Here is an 18665-nt window from a genome sequence, read left to right as displayed (position 1 = left end):
ATGGCAATATATACAAGAGAAGAAGCACGGCAATTAATGGAAAAGGCCCTGGCATTTTCTAAAGCAGATAATTGTGTTATCAACCTTAGCGGAAGTGAAAGCGGGAATATTAGATATGCCCGGAATACGGTTTCTACGTCTGGCCATAGATCCAATCAATCTATGGTAGTGGAATCTAGTTTTGGTAAAAAATCAGGAACAGCAACCATCGATGAATTTGACGATGCTTCCCTGGAAAAAGTAGTTAGAAGATCTGAAGAACTGGCCCAACTCTCTCCTGAGAATCCTGAATTTATGGAACCATTAGGGCCACAACAATATGATGAGTCAAAAAGTTATGTGGAAGCTACTGCTAACATAAGCCCGGAAGACCGGGCAAAAGTGGCCGGGACAAGTATTGAGGCTGCAGCAGCCAAAGATGTTACGGCAGCGGGATTTTTAAATGATTCTGAAGGTTTTAGTGCGCTAATGAACTCCAAAGGACTTTTTGCATATTCTCAGAACACCAACATAGATTTTACGGTTACCATGCGATCTAATGATGGAACTGGCTCTGGTTGGGTGTCCCGGGATTTTAACGACGTGAATAAGTTTGATGCTGCAGAAGCATCTAAAGTTGCGATAGATAAAGCAGTAATGTCCAGGAATGCCCGTGCGATTGAACCTGGAAAATATACCGTGATCCTTGAGCCTGCAGCTGCTGACGGACTTTTAAGCGGTCTGGGCAGAGCGGTAAGCGCCCGTACGGCAGATGAAGGCAGAAGTTTTATGTCTAAAGGTGATGGCACCAAATTAGGTGAAAAAGTAGTGGATGAACGCGTAACAATTTATAGTGATCCATTAGATCCAAGAGTTCCTACTGCTACCTGGAATAGTGAAGGCACACCACTAAAGAAAACCATGTGGATTGAAGACGGAGTGGTGAAAAATCTTGCTTACAGTCGTTTCTGGGCAGATAAAAAGGGAGCTGAACTAGTTCCGTTTCCTTCTAATTTTATTATGGAGGGCGGTAATGCCACCAGAGATGAACTGATAAAAAGTACCAAACGAGGTATTCTGGTTACCAGGCTATGGTATATTAGAAGCGTTGATCCCCAGACCTTATTATATACAGGGCTTACCAGGGATGGAACTTTCTATATTGAAGATGGAGAAATCAAGTACCCGGTAAAGAATTTCAGATTTAATGAGAGCCCGATTATTATGCTGAATAATCTTGAAGAACTTGGGGAACAGGTGAGGATAGACGGAAGCCTGATTCCGTATATGAAAATTCGGGATTTCACCTTTACCAGTTTATCAGACGCGGTTTAATTGAATTTAATTAATGGAAACTGGTTGTTTTGAGAATTATCTTGGCAACCAGTTTTTTTGTTTGGAGAATTTTTAGGAGCAGAGATTAGTGAGAAACGAATTTTTCTTTACAAGATTGCAGTATGAGTCCGGGGATTGGGATGTGGATCAGCGTATGCCTTCCAATGTACTGAACTCCCTGGTAGAATACACGACTTTGAAGATCGATACCAGAGAGAATATTGTCCCGCTTTCCAGCGACGAAATTTTTGAATGTCCATTCTGTTATATCTCCGGGCATAAGCTCGTTCAGTTTACCAGGAAGGAAAGAGAAAATTTTGAGAAATATGTAAAAAACGGAGGATTCGTTTTTGCTGATGACTGCAATCATGATATCGACGGACTTTTTGCGAAATCATTTGAAAGGCAGATGGAAGAAATATTTGGAGCTCAAAGCCTCAAAAAAATTCCTGATAACCATGAGATCTATTCTTCATTTTTCCAATTTGATGATGGTCCGCCAACCACTTCACAGGAACTAAATGGCTGGGGAGACGATCTGGTACACGATTACCTTAAAGCTATTGAGATCAACAATAAGATAGGAGTTCTGTACAGTAATAAGGATTACGGCTGTGAATGGGATTATGACTTCAGAAATAAAAGATGGAATAAAATTGACAATACTAAATTTGCTGTGAATATTGTGATGTACGCCATGACGGTTTAATAATAACTATGGAGAACAAATTAAAAGAACTGGAAGATGAGGTTAATGTACTCACTTCAAAATTATCAGATTTAAAAGCAGAGATTGCTAAAGTTATCATTGGTCAGGAGAAAACCATAGACCAGCTTCTTATAACTTTCCTGGCTGGAGGTCATGCTTTGCTGGAAGGTGTTCCCGGGCTGGCAAAAACCTTGATGATTCGAACCTTATCAGACGGGATTGATCTTCTGTTCAGAAGAATTCAGTTTACACCAGATCTGATGCCTTCGGATATCATCGGTACTGAAGTCCTGGAAGAGGATCATTCCACAGGAAAGAAATTTTTTCAGTTCAACAAAGGTCCCATTTTCGCTAATATTATCCTGGCTGATGAGATTAACCGAACGCCTCCAAAAACCCAGGCAGCTTTACTGGAGGCGATGCAGGAATTTGAAGTTACTTACTCCGGGAAGACCTATGATCTGGATAGGCCGTTTTTTATTCTTGCGACCCAGAATCCAATTGAACAATCAGGGACCTTTCCGCTCCCGGAAGCGCAACTGGACCGGTTTTTACTGTATATCAAGATTGGATACCCTGAAGCTGTTGACGAATTCAATATATTAAAGAGCACTACAGGAAAAAGGTCCGGAAAGGTGAAGCCCGTAATCGATGGTTCTGAAATTATAAGGCTTCAGGAGCTCGTTAGGGAGATCCCTATCAGCGATGAATTAATTGAGAAGGTAAATAATATAATCCGTGCAACAAGACCATTGGATAGTGAGGTTGATTATGTGAAAAAATGGGTGAGCTGGGGTGCCGGGCCAAGAGCGGGACAGGCTATGATTCTAACTGCGAAGGCCAGAGCACTTTTAAAGGGAAGACTTTCTGTAATACCCGAGGATCTTGTGACGATAGCAAAACCGGTACTCCGACACAGAATTATACCTAATTTCAGGGCCCAGGCAGAAGGAATTACTTCCGATGAGGTGACAGAACAGATCATAAAAATAATTGGAATCTGAATTTAAATGCACAGCGACTATAAAGATCTTTTAAAACCTGAGGTTATTAATACCATTTCTGGTCTGGAACTTATAGCCAGACTGGTGGTCGACAATTTTCTTTCAGGTTTAAATCACAGCAGGCGGGTGGGATCTGGAATGGAATTTAGCCAGTATCGCGCCTATGAGCCTGGTGATGATCTTAGATTGCTGGACTGGAAAATGCTAGCCAGGTCCGGGAGGTATTATGTGAAGCAGGCCGAAATCGAAACCAATGTTTCGATTAAATTTATTCTTGATTCCAGTGATTCTATGGCTTATGAGGAAAATGGCCTGTCCAAACTGGCATTTTCAAAAGTGATTGCCGCCTCTCTTGGTTTTTTGTCACATAGGCAGGGAGACGCTTTAGGATTATTTGCTTTGAACGATAAGAGTCTGTTTCATCTTCAGCCGGAGGTAAGAAAACAGCATTACCATCGTTTTCTTCAGAAATTATCCCAGATCCAGAACGAAGGAAAATGGCCAAAAAATCCAGCAGCACTGGAAAAATTCCATGATCACAGTCAAAGGGAAATGATCTTATTTATCACGGATTTTTATGAATATGATACGGAGATTTCCAGTTTGATAAATAGTCTGAAAAGCCCGAGAAATGAAATTATAGTTATTCATTTAATGGGTAAAAAAGAACTGGAATTTGACTATTCCGGTACTGTTATTCTTGAAGACCTCGAAACAAAACAGAGGATAAAAGTAAACGCCTCTGAAGCCCGGAAAAATTATGTTTCTCAGTTTAACCAGCATCTTAAAAATTTGAAAGAAGACTTTTTGGCTTCGAATATTCATTACCATCTCTTTAATATGGAAGATGATCTCAATGAGACGCTGCAGTTTTTCCTCAAAAACAGAACTCAAATTTTATAATGTATTTTGCCAATCCAACATATTTATGGGGTCTCCTGGGGCTGCTGGTTCCCATATTCATCCATTTATGGAGTAATAGAGACTCCCGGGTGATAAAAGTTGGAAGTATAAAAATGTTCACGGAAGGGGAATCCAGGAATAGCAGAAGTTTCAGGCTAAATGAAATATGGCTGCTGTTACTTAGAGGGCTCATAATAGCTGTTCTTGTTTTAATAATGGCAGAATTAAGGGTTCAAAAAGATAACCGCACACAGGAAATTGCCTATTACTTTGAGGAAAGTATTCTGAATAAGGCTAGTGTTTTGGAACTGGCCGATAGTTTGTCTGCTCACAAGCCCGTTTTTTTATTTAAGGAAGGCTTGCCGGTTTTCGAAAAAGAAGGGAATAAAACCAGACAAAATATTATTCCCGATTACTGGAAGCTGGCCAAAAGTCTCGAAAAAGAAGATTTTGACAGTGCGGTAGTTTTCTCATCGGGCTATTTAAATGGATTAAAAGGTAAAAGGCCGATTATATCTAAAAATATTAACTGGATAACCGTTGATCTGAATGATTCTACCAGGAAGCCACTGGTTCTAAGGAATGTTAAGGATTCCCTCCAGATTGTTTACGGGATTGGGAATTCGCAACGTCTATTCTATGAAAAGGAATTGATTGCTTCCAATTATAAGGGGACGGAAGACCTGGATTCAATACCTGAGATTTGGATAAAACCTTTCGAAATTCAAATTTTTTACGATGACAGTTTAAGGGCCCAGGCAAAGTATTTTCGATCGGCAATCAATGCCATTCAAAATTATACAGGGCGACAGATTGAATTTGATTCCATTTCCCAGGAAGAAATAAAGCAGGAAAAAGATTTACTCATCTGGCTTTCAAATTCCGAAGTTCCAGATCTTGAAAATAAGGTTTTACAGTTGCGAGAAAATGAATTTGCTGACAAGCTCATAGTGGAAGGAAATGTTGAAAATAAATTCTTCCTTACACAGAATATTTCCGCGGAAAATATTCTCGATCACAGGCTTAGTGAAGAGCTACTGAAATTGATCATTCCTTCTGAAGAAATTTATGATCGTAGCAGCGGGATCGATAAAAGAAAGATCTCTGAAGGTTTTTTGGAAACTGGATATTCGGAAATCGAAGACAAAGAATTGCGAATTTATTATTGGGACCTTTCCAGGTATTTATGGATACTTCTGTTTGTGTTGCTAATAGGCGAACGAATACTGGCAAAAATAAGAAGACAATGAGCGGAATGGCAGCCTTAAAATATTTCCGTAGAAAATGGCAATTATTACTGTTGCTGGAAGCAGTTATTGTGGGGATTGGTCCCGCGATTCTTGGGTTGGTTATTGGTTTAAACATTTTCTGGATTATCGCAGTATTCTTATTAAGCACAGCAACTTATTTTATACTCCAAAAACCCTGGAACTTAAATTTGTCAAAAATTACCGGTTTTATTGATTCCAGATTTTCTGCCGCCGAATATAGTTCAGGCTTACTCACAATTCCGGACAGGAACCTAACTTCCCTTGCACGACTTCAAAAACGAAAAACTGAAAAGCTTCTTGAGGGAAATATAAAGAACATCAAACCACAGGTTAATTTTGAAAGAGCTTTTAGTTTCCTGCTCGTATTTTCAATCCTTACGGCGCTTATATTTTTTTCTGGTCCCTCTGCTGGAAACGATTCTAACCGGATTGATGAAAAAACCAGAATAACTTTCACTCCTTTAGATTCTTTGGATCAGTCTTTTGAGGCACCTGAAATTCTAGAGCAGCAGGTGTTTGTAAAATATCCGGCCTATACCAATCTTGGAACAGTTTCATCCGAAGAAATGAATATTAAAACGCTCAGAAATTCCAGGATCACCTGGGTTTTAAGATTTACTCAGCCTGTGAAAGAAGTGTTTTTTGATACTAAAAATGACCGATTTGCTTTTAAATTACAGGGAAGTGAATATAGATATGGAACCACTGCAACTGAATCGGGATTTTATAATTTCCGTTTTAAGGACAGCACGGGTAATAGTTATGTCTCAAAAGTTTATTACCTGGAAGTAGAAGAGGATCAAAAACCGGAAGTGATAATAAAAAACCTTCCGTTATTTTCCGGTTTTGAAGCCGAAGACGAAAAAATACTGAGTTTTGAGACCCAGATAAGCGATGATTATGGGATCAATAATGCGTATATCATCGCCACAGTAAGTAAGGGTAGTGGGGAGGCGGTAAAGTTCAGGGAAGAAAAGATAAATTTTGAAAAGGTAATTTCGGGTAACCCGAAATCGGTTGTTCTAAAAAAATCGATCAATCTTGATGATCTTAAAATGGAACCTGGTGAACAGCTTTATTTTTATGTAGAAGCCATAGATCATCTTAAACCTGTTCCCAATGTGGCGAGGAGCGAAACCTATTTTGCCGAAATTCGGGACACTACAGAGGCCGCGACTGCGGTATCGGGTTCCATGGGGGTGGATTTGATGCCTGATTATTTTAGAAGTCAGCGGCAGCTTATTATTGATACTGAAAAACTGATAGCTGAAAAGGATCAGATCTCAGAAAAGGAATTTAATAGCCGGAGTAATGAACTTGGATTCGATCAAAAAGCACTGCGGTTAAAATACGGTGAGTTTATGGGGGACGAGTCTGAATCTGGAATCGCAGCTCAAAACCATTCTGAAGAGCCGGCAGCGGAAACCGATGAAGATGATGAAGATCCTTTGGAGGATTATACTCACGATCATGATTCTGAAAACGAACATAATCTGGTTCCTGCAGAAAATGACAAAGAGGAAGACCCACTTCATGAGTATCTTCATAATCATGATGATCCGGAAGAATCAACGCTTTTTACGCAATCATTAAAATCCATGCTTAGAGAGGCTATGAATCAAATGTGGGATTCTGAACTACACCTCAGGCTGTATGAACCACAAAACTCTTTACCTTATCAATATCGTTCCCTCAATTTGCTTCAGGAAATTAAAAATAGCGCACGTATTTACGTTCACAGGATCGGGTTTGATCCGCCTCCAATTAAGGAAAGTACCAGATTGAGTGGTGATCTGGATGAAGTCCGGAGTTTTTCAGAGAATACGAACAAGGCCAACGAAAATCAGTTTCAAGCTATTAGAAAGTCAGTTTCCAGATTGGAAATTATAATACAAAATGACCTGCAGCTTACAGAGTCAGATGAAAATTTATTCCAAAGGGCGGCGGAAGAACTTTCCTCCCTGGCAATTGAAGATCCCTTAAAGTTCATTGAAATTCTTAGTGATCTAAAACTTATTGCGGAAGGAAAAAAACTGACTACCGATAGATTAAAGCAACTTCAGAAAGGCTTGTTGTTAGCAATTCCAAACAATGATTCACGTCCCGGGATTGAAAAAGCATATAAGGACGAACTACAGGAAATGTTTTTAAAAGAACTGCAGAATGTGGAGTGATATTGAATTTTTGAACAGCGACTGGATGGCCTATATAATTCCGGGCAGCATCATTCTATTAGTGATTTTTATCTGGAAGGAGTGGAAAACTAATTCAGGAACAAGACTGTTTTTGTTAATTGGGCTGACCGTAATAAGCATCGGTTCTCTCATTATGCTCGCTTTAAAGCCGGCCGTACCCCATTTGATCTCAGGAGATACAGTAATAATTCTTACGAAAAACTATCAGCAGGCAAAATTAGATAGTCTTATGGCTATTTATCCAAAAGCTGAAAAGATAAATTATTATGAAACCGGGGATTTAACTGATAGCGAGGCCGCAGGAGAAGTTTTTATCCTTGGGAATGGATTAAAACCCTACGATTTTCATAAAATCGAAGCCGAGAACAATCCCAATTTTATACCTGGTGAAATGCCAGAGGGAATTGTTCAACTGAAGTTCAGTCAGGATGTAAGCATTGGAGATAGTATTAAAATCAAGGGATTATATAAAAAACCGGTTCCTGGAACCCGACTGGTTCTGGAAGATTTTACCGGTAATTCGCTCGATTCGGTTAAATTTTCAGAAACAAATTCAGAAAAGTTTCAGTTAAATGCAAAGACCACTGTGGGAGGAAATTATCTATATAATTTAACCTTAAAGGATTCCGCTGAGTCCATTCTGAGATCCGATGTTTTACCGATAACAATAACCGATCGCAGTGCTCTAAAAATTTTAATTCTTAATAGCTACCCGCTTTTTGAAACAAAATATCTCAAAGAGTTTCTGGGGCGTGAGGCTAATGAAGTTAGTCTTAAAACAAGAATTTCCAAAGGCAGATATAAATATGAGTTTGTGAATACTGAAAGTCGCACTCTGGGTAAACTTACTGCCGAATTCCTGAAAGATTACAACCTGCTGATAATAGATTCTGATTATCTCGATTTGTTAAGAACCGGCGAGACAAATGCCATAACTGAGGCAATGAATACTGGGGGGCTGGGGGTCTTTATTCAGCCCGGTGAGGACTTTTTTAACGGAAGGCAGGAAATAATTCAATTTAACTTTGTTAATGATCAAAATGCTGTACGCTTAAATTTTGAAGCTTCCGAAAAACTTGTGAAACACGACTACCTCTTCTCTTCGCAGGAAACGCTTATTCCCATTATTGAAAATAAGGGAAGAATATATGCCGCTTATAAATTAAGAGGATCGGGCAAAATTGGAAGCTGGGTTCTTGATCGTATGTATCAATTGGTTCTTAATGGAGATATTCAGACCTATGAATATTTGTGGAGCCGGGTAATAAATACACTGTCAGGTAAAAAAAGCATTGCCGTAGAATGGAAGATTGAAAATTTCCCTGTCTATAAAAATGAACCAGTATCATTTACCCTAAGGACAAATTTTTCAAAACCCAGGGTCCAAACAGGATATAATGTTCCAGTACCCTTATCAATGGACACAGAAATCCCTAATTTGTGGAGTGGCCTGGTTTATCCATCTAAAACGGGGTGGAATCATTTAGCTTTTACCAATGATTCATTGAGTGCTACCGATTATTACGTTTTTGAGGATAGCAGCTGGGAGGCCTTAAATAATTCCAGGATCCGTGAAGCCAACCTAAAACGTTTTTCAAATAGATCGAAAGAGAATTTCCCTGTTGAAAGGTTAAAGCCTATTAATCAGCTTTGGTTTTTTATCATATTTCTTATTTCCGTTTTCTTCCTTTGGCTCATTCCAAAGCTATAACAGATGTAGCCTAATTTGAAAAATTATTGTTTGCTGGAAGCAAAACGCATTCAATAGGAATGTCTGGGAGGTCTAAAGCCTTTATTGTAAACAAAAGCTTTCTCTTAAAATTCCATCAAAGTGGGGGCGGGCTTAAGACCTGGACCTTTGACCATTGGTTCAGGTTCGGTTTTTACACATCTTTTAAATGATAGTAAAACAACTGATGTTTATGCTGGCCTTTCCATTCCTTTTTATAAGAAAAAAAATAAGGAAACGGAGGGATAATTTTTTGAATTATTTAGAATGTTAGCCGTTCTTCGTCAATCACGTGGGACATTTAATCTTTTATATGGGAGTATATTTCTCAAGAATTATTAAAAAATAGAGATCCTGCACAGTTATTTTTTAGGAGTTGGAATATCCGGTTAAAAATGGATATTTTACCGATATATCGGAACTTTTAGGGATGCATACACATCCGTGCTTTTTGTCCTGTCTGAAAATAAATTGGAGAGAATAGATCCGGATCCCACCGTTAGGGGTCCAAATCTGAATCCTGTACCCGCGGTAAGCACTTCATATTGCCTTACACTCAGGGGTAAATAAAAACTGAATAATTTAGTCTCAAATCTGGGCATTGCCGTCACGGTATTAATTACCCTATTAGCAAATCTTCTGGTGCCTGAGATCATAGAAAGGGAGCCGTTAAGACTCAAATAAAAATTCTGTTTGATATTATAATCTACTAAAATGTGAAAAGCAGTAGGCAGATTAATTTTGCTTGTGAAAACATTTCCTTCACCAGAGTAATTTTCATCAAGGATTTCTTCTATGCTTTTATTTTCAAAATTATCTGTGTCTACACTATTGTTCATGTTATAATTCGTTATTTCAGAATTCTTATAGGATATTCTTCCAATATCTGTTACTGAAAGCCCGACTTTAATTTTATAAGAGCTCCATTTGTTAATCTGTGGGTCAGCAGTTTCTGAATTTCTGTATTCGTAAGTAAAACCTAAATCCCCACCCAGACCGGAAGAAGTATTTTCTATTTCAATATAATCGCTATCAAATCCCGGCGTACTTCCATAATCAAGGGTACCCGATGTGCTAAGCATCCTGTCAAACATATTATACCTTCCAGTTAACTCCGGGGAATTACTAAAAATACTCCCTGCACCCATTAAATATTTTAAACTTAAACCACCCTTAAAAAAATGTTGATCTGCCTGCATTAACACTCGCCCATAGGTAATGCCTATTTCACCCCATAAATGTGCAGTTTCCGAAAATTCATATATTCCAAAACTATAGGTTTCCTCAGAGGAAAAATCCTCGATAAAATCTTCGACCAAATTACCGCTGATATTGTTGAAATTGATAAAAGATCTCAGTCTACTCGTAATAGCAAGGCTTTGGATAGGAGATATTTTATACATTAATGACGGCCCCAAAATATCAACATTAGCAAAGATTTGATTATCATTTCTGGAATACTCTTTACCATTAACATTCAATTCCAGATCATCTATGTAGTCCAGTACTTCATCCTTATCCAGTGATAAGTAATCGCTGCCAGCGAAACCGCTCACCGAGATTATATTAATATCCATCTTCATTGGAGAGTCGGCCACCGCAGAAGGATTTAATATAACTCCATGAATTCCGCTGTAGTTACCCAGACCATGACCAATATAAGACTGTGAATTTGTAGTAGTAACCAATAAGAAAATTAAATACAGGAAAGGAATGAATTTTTTCATTAAGATTTGGGTTGGTTAGCACTAATATTCAAAGATTATTCGTTAATCATGCTTTTATAATATGCTAAATACAGGGTAGCTGGGGGCGGTGTAACTAACTGTTAGAGTTAAAAATAGGTAAAAAAAAATTATAAAAAGGAATTTTTTAAGTTAAAGACGGTTAGGAATAAATTTTTGGATCCTGAGCTTAAATAAAATATACGAAGAGTAATGAAGTGCTGATCGATCGATGTTAATTTTTTTTGAGAGCATGGACCGCATATAAAGAAATAGCAGCAGTTGTACCCAGACTTCCTCCGAAACCTTCAAAAAAAGAGCCTGTAGCTAAATAAATCCCAGAAAATAAAATTCCGGCAATAAAGATAATCCTGATTCGGGGAATCACCTTAACGGAAGCCATTCCAATAAAAGAGGCTCCCATAATTACAAAAGGCAGATTTCGGGTAAGCTGCGGATTCAGTAATTCCGGAAAAAAATGGAACCAAAGCCCTGCAAGAACCGATATGCCTGCCGAAGCGGTTACGGCTCCGAGTTTCAAGTGGTTATTCAGGATAAAGGTGATCAGGGCACTTAAAAATCCTGCAAGTATAAAAATAGCTATATCCATATCAAGTAAACAGATAAAGAATGGAATAGACTATTGAAACTCCTCCAAAGGCGATAGAGCCCAGTTTCCCTCCATAACCATTCAGTATGTTCTTAGCCATTACATATAATATTCCCGTAGCCAGGCCGGCGAAGAAAATAAACAGGTAACCGTTGGCCACGAAAGGCGCCGTCATCCCCGCAAAGGCGCCGCAATATAGTGCTGGAGGTATAAGCTTCAGAATTTCAGAATTTTTATTTAGAAGAGGAATAATAGATCCCAGTAAGCCGATGATCCCGGCGGCGAGAACCACACCTATATTTAACTTTAGATTAAAAAAGTAGGTTAAAAGGGCTCCGTAAGTGGATACTGAAATTGATATTAGGTCTCTTTTTTTAAAGATCTTCTCATATGAGTTCCGGATGTTTAAATAGAAGAATACCAATAGTACACTAACGGGAAGCAGGATTAAATATAAATTAAGGTTTTCCCTGTTATCCATAAATACAGCCACGAGAAAGCTGAAATGGAAAACGATAATTAACAGGAAGGTTATCTTTTGAAGAGTTTTTTGCAATGAACCGGCTTTCAGAGAATTCGTTGCAAAAATCAGAAAAAAGTTTCGAACTGAAAATTTATTTCTGCTTAAGAAAGAGACCGTTTATATATTCTGTATTCTGTCAGGCTGAAGCAGGTCCGGTTTTTATTCAATTCTGATTTTTCAATTAGTTAGAAACCTGAAATATTCCAATCTCTACCGCAATAGCACAGCACCTTTTAACCTCCTTGATTCACTTTCGGAAAATATATTCTGAAAGTCGTACCCTTATTAAGCTCACTGCAAACTTCTATCCTCGAATCGTGTTCCTCCAGGATACTTTTTACGGAATTCAGGCCAACTCCCACCCCTGTTTTTTTTGTAGTGTAAAATGCATCGAAAAGTCTCTCTTTTTGTTCTTTTTCCAGACCATGACCATTATCTGATATACACAATAAAATATCTTTATCCTGGTCATTAATATCGATGCTTATAATACCCTCGTCCGGCACCACGGCTTCACTAGCGTTCACTATGATATTAAGAAGTGCGATTTCAAGCTTTTCTCTGTCGGCAAGTACATAATACGGGCCTTTATAATTTTTATTCACTTCAATCCCTGCGAGGTAAATACGATCAGAAGCCTTTTCCAGAATATTTTCTATTATTTCTGCAAGGTCCTGTCTTACCAGAACGGTCTTGTTGTAATTAGAAGAATTCAGGAGATTACTAACCATGTCATTTAATGTTTTAGTGCTGTTTTCCAGTATCCTAAAATATTTCTGACTTGCCTCCTTCTCGCTATCCGGAAGCTTTTTTTCCAACACCTCAGAGGCCATACCTATACTTGTTATGGGGTTTCTAAGCTCATGAGCGAGGGTTCTGGCAACTTCTCCCATAATGGAGAATTTTTCAGCATTTATTAAGGCTTTCTGAGTCTCTTTTTGCTGATTAATGTTCCTGATCAGAAGTACATACTCATCAACCCAGTTGGCATCACGACGGTGGAAAATCTTACCTCTTACGCTGAACCATTCCCAACGATTCCCTTTTAAGCTGAGTCTTATTTCAATATCATGGATATCATCATCATCAGATTTTAATATTTTTCTTTGAAATTCCAGGACCCTTTCCCGGTCTCTGGGATGGATATAGGGAATTATATCAGCAATAGGCGTCCCCAGAATTCTCTCTTTTGTAAGGCCTTCTTCAGGATAGATATCCTTATTGATATAGCGAACATTTTGATCCTTAAGGTTAAGTATAACTATGGTCTCCGGGGATGTGCGCACCAGTTCCTGTTTGAACCGGATGGTTTCTTTTAATTCCTGGTCTTTTAATTTACGTTCGGTAATATCTTCGAGGCTTGCAATAAGCAAATCACCTTGTGATCTTACTGTTATGCGAAACCAGTTGTTATAACCTTTTTTATTAAAATAGATTTCTTCGTCAAAAGCTTTGCCGGTTTTCATCACTTCTTTTAGCTCATCAAAGAGCCCTACTTTAAATCCATGCGTGGAAGTTTCCAGATAGGTCTTTCCAAGAGGATTCTCATCAGAATACATTTCCAGCAGTACCTTATTTACTTTTATATATTTAAAATCCTTTATTTCACCTTCTCTATCATATAACGTCCTGAATACAGCTATTGCCAGGTTCGTAGTATCAAAGACTGTCTGGAGCAGAGCGGTGTTCTCTTCAAGTTGTCTCTGGCGTTTCTTTGCATTCTTTTCCAGCTCGATTTGCGCCAGTTCCATTTTTTCTTTGGCAAGCTTCTGGTCGGTTATATTATGAAACAGTACCGCAACCCGGCGACTGTTATGGTCCCCAAATCGGAAAGCATAAAGATCAAGCCAGGAATTATCAATTTTACCTGCTTTATATTGAAAACGAATGGGTTCGTCTGTTAGCGCTACCTTACCATAGGTCTGAAACCAGTGTTCTTCATGATCTGGAATAAGCTCGCGCATGGTTTTACCCGTAACATCCTTTAGATCTATCTGCTTCTCGAAAGCCGGATTTATCTCCTGGAAGAGATAATCAACAGGCTTTCCGCTTTCATCGTAAATCATTTCAATAATACAAAAGGCCTCATCTAAAGATTGCAGTAAATGCCTGTATTCATTGCTGATCGAATTTTGAGTGGAAGTTTCAGTAGTTTCAAAATCATCTGATAGGGATGCCTGACTTAAAATAAGCTGCTCTCCATCCGGATTCCAGTTATACAACCTGTCTCTAAAACAGAAGGAAGCCCATGAACCACCCCTGGCCTTCAGCCTTATGGAAATATGTTTTTCTTCTTTACCGGAACCTTGGCCCAATGATTTGAGATGTTCTAAATAAATGGAATAATCCTCCGGATGTATAATCTTCTTATAAATGTCTACATTATCACTTAACCAAATACCACTTATCCCGCAATAGTTTTCCAGTGCAGGATTCAGATACCTGATTTTTTTATCAGTTGAATGCACAACTAAAAAAACAGGATGGTGGGGTGGAGGATTAATCTGCGAACCAAATTGATAAGACATATCTGAAGTTTGCAGTGCATCGAACTTATCGTTGGTCATACACCAGAATGTACTAGTTAAATTTAACTCAACAATTTACAAAAAAAAGTTAAATAAGAGTGTTTCACCCGATAAAACGTTAATATAAAGGGGTATTGTGTTAAGAATAATTTCATTTAAAAAGTTTAGCATATTCTGGTACTATTAAACCTTCATAAGCAGATTTTGAAATTAGTCCTTCTTCACAATTCAGGAACTGGCATTAGTTCTTTGTTTATTTCCTCGATGGAAATGGATCAGATAACTTCCGGGCTTGTTAAAAGGATGGAAAGATCCATTATTTCTTTAATTTTTCTATTCAGCGTCTGTTGGTTTAGTATATTTATTAAATCTAAAATCCCTGAATTAAAGAATTGTTATTGATGGAAAAGAAGATCCTGATACCTACGAATTTTTCGAAATACGCCTGGAACGCCCTGATTTATGGTCTGGCTATTTATAAGAATCAGGCCTGTAGTTTTTTTCTGTTCAATTCTTATGCGTCACAGCATTTTCTTGGAGAGAATATTTCTATCTTGAAGGAAAGCGAAGGGCATACGGCAAAGGAAAAATCGGAACATGGTCTTGATAAATTATTGAAAGGCCTGAGTTTTAGAAAGGAGAATCCTAGACATCAATTTGAGACGATTTCTTACAACGGAAGTCTTACCGAAGGATTGCAGGAAGCGGTGGACACTCACGGCATAGACCTGATATTAATGGGGGCGCCTGGTGATAATGCTGCTATTAATTCAGCTTATGATAACAGTATCACAAAGGTCATAGAAAAGATCGAGAACTGTCCGGTTCTGGTTATTCCGGAGCTTATCCAGTTGAGTAAGGATTTCAAAAGGGAAATAGTATTTCCAACTAACTTCAGAAATGGTTTTAAACTGAGGGAACTTAAAGCATTAATAGATATTTCAGATTTTCTGAATGCGGCGGTGAGGGTCTTATATATCGATACCGACAATAAGGGAATGACGGATGAACAAAAGGCTCAAAAAGAAAACCTGGCTTCGCTTTTTTCCGATATTGAATGCAGTTTTCATACACTTACCAAAGCCAATGTAACTACCGCGGTTCATCTCTTTATCGAAAGCAGGGATAGTGATCTGCTGGCCCTGTACAAACGTAAGCAGGGGTTCTTTTCAAAACTTTTCAATCAGACGCTTATAGAAGAGGTTGATTTCCATGCCAGTGTTCCTATTCTTATCCTAAAGGAAATGAATTAAATTAAATTAAATTAAATAGGGGGATTACTCTATGAATCTTTGATGGTCTTTAAGCCATTTGTTTAAAATAATTTTTTTATTCTCTGAAACTTTACGGCCTTCAAAGTCATACCAGTTTTCTTCAGAAACAGGTTTTATAAATTCCTGGACCGTACTGCTGAAAGTAATTCCAAATAATTTAAAAGAGGTCTTTGCCTTAGCTGTATATGCCTCTCCTTTTTTCGATAGATTGATGAGCTTCATGGTCCTTCTTCCCTTTAAAAAATGATGGATTACAAAAGTAAACAAAGTCCTTACTACCGCTAAATATTTATAATGCCTTTAAGATTTTCAGGCTCTTATTTAGGCTATATCCGGTGTGGGGAAATATTCAATAAGGATAAAATTAAAAAACACCCTGAAGAGGGTGTTTTTGTCTTAGCTCTTATCTAAAAGGAAATCTGTCTAATCCTAATTCGATCCCTGATTCGGCTTAATTTGTCCACAGGCTACAGGTAAGGTTATAATATATTGTTCCTCATCTTCTGTAATTACACTCATACCATGCAGGACAATAGCTCTGTTCTGTAGCGGGGTAATATCGCTATCAATCCCATCTGAATATTCGTAAGTCTTTGTAAAATTAATATTACCATTAGCATCAGCCACAGGGAATGAAAGCTCATCTGAGGTATCCATAACTAACGGAAGTTGAATTCCTCCATAAAATGGAGCACCTTCACCTACACTAACCAGTCCATCTCCATTCTTATCGGCAGAGGCAGGCGGACAGGTAGAATTTCCTTTATTTTCAACAAAACCATGAATGTGCTGTGGATGAAGCATCTCTGGTTCCAGGCCGGTAGCCGAAATACTAACGGTTAGCGTACTGCCTTCCAGGCTTAATTCCGCCGTACCCGAGACTCCTGAATTATTCAATGAGCCAAATTCAACAGTATACATTTTTGCTTTAGCACCGTTATTAGCTAATTCATTTGGTTCAATGTGAGCATTTGCCACTGTAGGGTCTTCCATCACCGGTTCCTCTTTTGAGCAACCAGCTGCAAAAATCAAAAATGAGGATAATACTACTGCGTTTAAAATCTTAATAGTTTTCATAATTAAATTTTTTAGTTCACAAATACTTACGCAGCTTATTACATCATGGTTTTTTGTAATGTGTTAATATTCAGTTAAATAAGGGTGACAGGGTATTTGCAGTGAAAACTTATGAATGTACGGGTGCCTGAATTTGTTCATTCCCGGGAATTAAATCCCAAAATTTGTGAATATCTAATGGGCGGATCACCCCTTGTCTTTTTTTCAAAAATATATATTTGCGGCCCTAAAAAACTGAAATATGAGTGTTACCTGGTATGAATGCAAAGTAAAATACAGAAAAACCCATGAAACCGGTGAGTCTAAAGTTACTACGGAAACTTACCTGCTGGATGCAGTTTCCTATACGGAAGCCGAGACCAGAATTACCGAAGAGATGAAGGCTTACACAAGTGAGGAGTTTTTGATCAAGAATATTAAACTGGCCAATCTGGCCGAAGTCCATCCTTTTGAAAATTCAGATCGCTGGTTCAAGGCTAAGATCTCACTGATCGCCTATGATGATGAAAGCGGTAAGGAAAAGAAGTCCAATATGTATCTGCTTATTCAGGCGAACGATGTAAAAGAAGCTTTTGAAAATACCACCCAGGCCATGCAGAATACCATGGGCGAATATACCATCCCGGCTATTACCGAATCTACCATTGTGGATGTCTTCCCTTATTTTGATGGAGAAGAAAATGATGCCGTAAACAATGTGGAAGAAACGGAAAATGAGAAAGTGGACGAAAGTGAACTGGTTTGAATCTAACTGGTTGAAGAATTTTACAATCATTAAGAACCACCTGCATAGATTTGTTAGGTGGTTTTTTTATTGATGGATTATTGATCCCGGTTCTGGAATTCTAACTCCGTGAGATTAATTCTGCAATCTATATTCATTCGGCGTGCAGCCCGTATTCTTCTTGAACATCCTGTTGAAGTGCTGCGGATATTTGAATCCTAATTCGTAAGCTATCTGACTGATGGACTTTTCGGTGTCAAAGATCCGGTCTTTTGCCACATCTATTAATTTCAGGTGGATATGATCTATTGCCGATTTACCGGTTTCTTTTTTGATAAGATCTCCAAAGTAGTTAGGAGAAAGGTTCAGGGCTTCAGCAAAATAGCTGACGGAAGGAAGTCCTATTTTCTGTGGATTTTCAGACTGGAAATAATCGTTCAGTAATCTTTCAAATTTAGATACTATCCCCTGGTTTAAATTTTCACGGGTAATGAATTGCCGGTCATAAAAACGATCGCAATAGTTCAGCAGCAATTCGATATTATTTGCAATGATGGTTTTGCTATGTTTATCTATATTCTGATCCAGCTCATAATCTATTTTTGAAAACAGCTCTTTAATGATCTGTTGTTCCTTTTCAGATATATGCAGGGCTTCATTCAGTTCATAAGAGAAGAAGGAATAGGTATGCATTTTTTCAGCCAGGGAGGTTCCTTTGATGAAATCGGGGTGAAAAAGTAATGCATTTCCTTTGGGATTATAATCCTTCGCGCTTTTAATGCCAACCACCTGTCCCGGCCCCATAAAAACTAAAGTGCCTTCCTCATAATCATAGGAACTCCTTCCATATTTCAATTCGCCACAGTTCACACCTTTTAAAAAGATGGCGTAAAATTCAAATCTATACTTTCCACTCGATAAGGGTTTAGCCGTAGAGCTGTCAAACGAAGTAATTAGCGGGTGCCTCGTTGCGATTTCCTTTAATGCATTGTACTGGGAAATGCTTTCTACCTTTAGTATCTCTTCCATAAGAAAAAGTCAAAATTCATTAACAAATATACCAATCAGATTATTAGTAAA

16 protein-coding genes are annotated in these 18665 nt (G+C 38.2%); 9 read left to right on the top strand and 7 right to left on the bottom strand.

Annotated elements, in window-relative coordinates; all coding sequences use genetic code 11:
• From LU635_RS01895 to LU635_RS01865, 7 genes are all read left to right on the top strand, one after another.
• The gene (locus tag LU635_RS01895; RefSeq protein WP_240095618.1) at positions 1 to 1314 is read left to right on the top strand and encodes a TldD/PmbA family protein; all 1314 of its coding nucleotides are present in this window, start codon (positions 1 to 3) and stop codon (positions 1312 to 1314) included.
• Between the two features lie 88 nt (positions 1315 to 1402).
• Complete coding sequence (locus LU635_RS01890; protein ID WP_240095616.1) at positions 1403 to 2023, top strand: DUF4159 domain-containing protein; 621 nt, start codon at positions 1403 to 1405, stop codon at positions 2021 to 2023.
• Between the two features lie 8 nt (positions 2024 to 2031).
• On the top strand, positions 2032 to 3027 hold the full coding sequence (locus LU635_RS01885; protein ID WP_240095614.1) for an AAA family ATPase: 996 nt from the start codon (positions 2032 to 2034) through the stop codon (positions 3025 to 3027).
• Positions 3028 to 3033: 6 nt separating this feature from the next.
• Complete coding sequence (locus LU635_RS01880; RefSeq protein ID WP_240095612.1) at positions 3034 to 3930, top strand: DUF58 domain-containing protein; 897 nt, start codon at positions 3034 to 3036, stop codon at positions 3928 to 3930.
• Positions 3930 to 5180, top strand: coding sequence for a BatA domain-containing protein (locus tag LU635_RS01875; protein ID WP_240095610.1), 1251 nt, complete (start codon positions 3930 to 3932; stop codon positions 5178 to 5180). Before LU635_RS01880 ends, LU635_RS01875 begins: the two co-directional genes overlap by 1 nt.
• Complete coding sequence (locus LU635_RS01870) at positions 5177 to 7375, top strand: tryptophan-rich sensory protein (protein ID WP_240095608.1); 2199 nt, start codon at positions 5177 to 5179, stop codon at positions 7373 to 7375. Before LU635_RS01875 ends, LU635_RS01870 begins: the two co-directional genes overlap by 4 nt.
• The gene (locus LU635_RS01865) at positions 7365 to 9107 is read left to right on the top strand and encodes a hypothetical protein (protein ID WP_240095606.1); all 1743 of its coding nucleotides are present in this window, start codon (positions 7365 to 7367) and stop codon (positions 9105 to 9107) included. Before LU635_RS01870 ends, LU635_RS01865 begins: the two co-directional genes overlap by 11 nt.
• A 422-nt stretch (positions 9108 to 9529) precedes the next feature.
• Here LU635_RS01865 and LU635_RS01860 read toward each other — a convergent pair whose 3' ends face one another.
• The 4 genes from LU635_RS01860 to LU635_RS01845 form a co-directional block, all read right to left on the bottom strand.
• On the bottom strand, positions 9530 to 10852 hold the full coding sequence (locus tag LU635_RS01860) for a DUF5723 family protein (RefSeq protein ID WP_240095604.1): 1323 nt from the start codon (positions 10850 to 10852) through the stop codon (positions 9530 to 9532).
• A gap of 232 nt (positions 10853 to 11084) precedes the next feature.
• Complete coding sequence (locus tag LU635_RS01855) at positions 11085 to 11459, bottom strand: hypothetical protein (protein WP_240095602.1); 375 nt, start codon at positions 11457 to 11459, stop codon at positions 11085 to 11087.
• 1 nt (position 11460) lies between these two features.
• Entirely contained in the window at positions 11461 to 12015 is a 555-nt protein-coding gene (locus tag LU635_RS01850; RefSeq protein WP_240095600.1) for a hypothetical protein, read from the bottom strand.
• Positions 12016 to 12215: 200 nt separating this feature from the next.
• Positions 12216 to 14549 (bottom strand): ATP-binding protein, encoded by a 2334-nt coding sequence (locus LU635_RS01845; protein WP_240095598.1) that lies wholly within the window; start codon positions 14547 to 14549, stop codon positions 12216 to 12218.
• Between the two features lie 362 nt (positions 14550 to 14911).
• Between LU635_RS01845 and LU635_RS01840 the strand changes: the two genes are divergently transcribed.
• Positions 14912 to 15763: a universal stress protein gene (locus tag LU635_RS01840; protein ID WP_240095596.1), complete on the top strand. Its 852-nt coding sequence runs from the start codon at positions 14912 to 14914 to the stop codon at positions 15761 to 15763.
• 24 nt (positions 15764 to 15787) lie between these two features.
• On the opposite strand, the gene LU635_RS01835 is transcribed toward LU635_RS01840, so the two are convergent.
• Together LU635_RS01835 and LU635_RS01830 are read right to left on the bottom strand one after the other, a co-directional pair.
• On the bottom strand, positions 15788 to 16006 hold the full coding sequence (locus tag LU635_RS01835; protein ID WP_240095594.1) for a hypothetical protein: 219 nt from the start codon (positions 16004 to 16006) through the stop codon (positions 15788 to 15790).
• Positions 16007 to 16213: 207 nt separating this feature from the next.
• Positions 16214 to 16861: a superoxide dismutase family protein gene (locus LU635_RS01830; protein ID WP_240095593.1), complete on the bottom strand. Its 648-nt coding sequence runs from the start codon at positions 16859 to 16861 to the stop codon at positions 16214 to 16216.
• Between the two features lie 241 nt (positions 16862 to 17102).
• Between LU635_RS01830 and LU635_RS01825 the strand changes: the two genes are divergently transcribed.
• Complete coding sequence (locus LU635_RS01825) at positions 17103 to 17606, top strand: DUF4494 domain-containing protein (protein WP_240095591.1); 504 nt, start codon at positions 17103 to 17105, stop codon at positions 17604 to 17606.
• 114 nt (positions 17607 to 17720) lie between these two features.
• Here the strand turns inward: LU635_RS01825 and LU635_RS01820 are convergent, their stop codons facing one another.
• Entirely contained in the window at positions 17721 to 18614 is an 894-nt protein-coding gene (locus LU635_RS01820) for a helix-turn-helix domain-containing protein (RefSeq protein ID WP_240095589.1), read from the bottom strand.
• Between the last annotated feature and the right edge of the window lie 51 nt (positions 18615 to 18665).

Source organism: Christiangramia crocea, from assembly GCF_022410465.1.
Classification (GTDB): domain Bacteria; phylum Bacteroidota; class Bacteroidia; order Flavobacteriales; family Flavobacteriaceae; genus Christiangramia; species Christiangramia crocea.
The sequence above is the reverse complement of the archived record's forward strand: the minus strand, read 5'-3'. Positions and strand labels throughout refer to the sequence as shown.

What these genes read in the sequence shown, in the direction of transcription:
- LU635_RS01855 (WP_240095602.1), bottom strand. Translation starts at nt 11,459, where the DNA reads ATGGATATAGCTATTTTTATACTTGCAGGATTTTTAAGTGCCCTGATC.
- LU635_RS01895 (WP_240095618.1), top strand. Translation starts at nt 1, where the DNA reads ATGGCAATATATACAAGAGAAGAAGCACGGCAATTAATGGAAAAGGCC.
- LU635_RS01860 (WP_240095604.1), bottom strand. Translation starts at nt 10,852, where the DNA reads ATGAAAAAATTCATTCCTTTCCTGTATTTAATTTTCTTATTGGTTACT.
- LU635_RS01885 (WP_240095614.1), top strand. Translation starts at nt 2,032, where the DNA reads ATGGAGAACAAATTAAAAGAACTGGAAGATGAGGTTAATGTACTCACT.
- LU635_RS01870 (WP_240095608.1), top strand. Translation starts at nt 5,177, where the DNA reads ATGAGCGGAATGGCAGCCTTAAAATATTTCCGTAGAAAATGGCAATTA.
- LU635_RS01825 (WP_240095591.1), top strand. Translation starts at nt 17,103, where the DNA reads ATGAGTGTTACCTGGTATGAATGCAAAGTAAAATACAGAAAAACCCAT.
- LU635_RS01835 (WP_240095594.1), bottom strand. Translation starts at nt 16,006, where the DNA reads ATGAAGCTCATCAATCTATCGAAAAAAGGAGAGGCATATACAGCTAAG.
- LU635_RS01880 (WP_240095612.1), top strand. Translation starts at nt 3,034, where the DNA reads ATGCACAGCGACTATAAAGATCTTTTAAAACCTGAGGTTATTAATACC.
- LU635_RS01820 (WP_240095589.1), bottom strand. Translation starts at nt 18,614, where the DNA reads ATGGAAGAGATACTAAAGGTAGAAAGCATTTCCCAGTACAATGCATTA.
- LU635_RS01845 (WP_240095598.1), bottom strand. Translation starts at nt 14,549, where the DNA reads ATGACCAACGATAAGTTCGATGCACTGCAAACTTCAGATATGTCTTAT.
- LU635_RS01865 (WP_240095606.1), top strand. Translation starts at nt 7,365, where the DNA reads ATGTGGAGTGATATTGAATTTTTGAACAGCGACTGGATGGCCTATATA.
- LU635_RS01840 (WP_240095596.1), top strand. Translation starts at nt 14,912, where the DNA reads ATGGAAAAGAAGATCCTGATACCTACGAATTTTTCGAAATACGCCTGG.
- LU635_RS01830 (WP_240095593.1), bottom strand. Translation starts at nt 16,861, where the DNA reads ATGAAAACTATTAAGATTTTAAACGCAGTAGTATTATCCTCATTTTTG.
- LU635_RS01875 (WP_240095610.1), top strand. Translation starts at nt 3,930, where the DNA reads ATGTATTTTGCCAATCCAACATATTTATGGGGTCTCCTGGGGCTGCTG.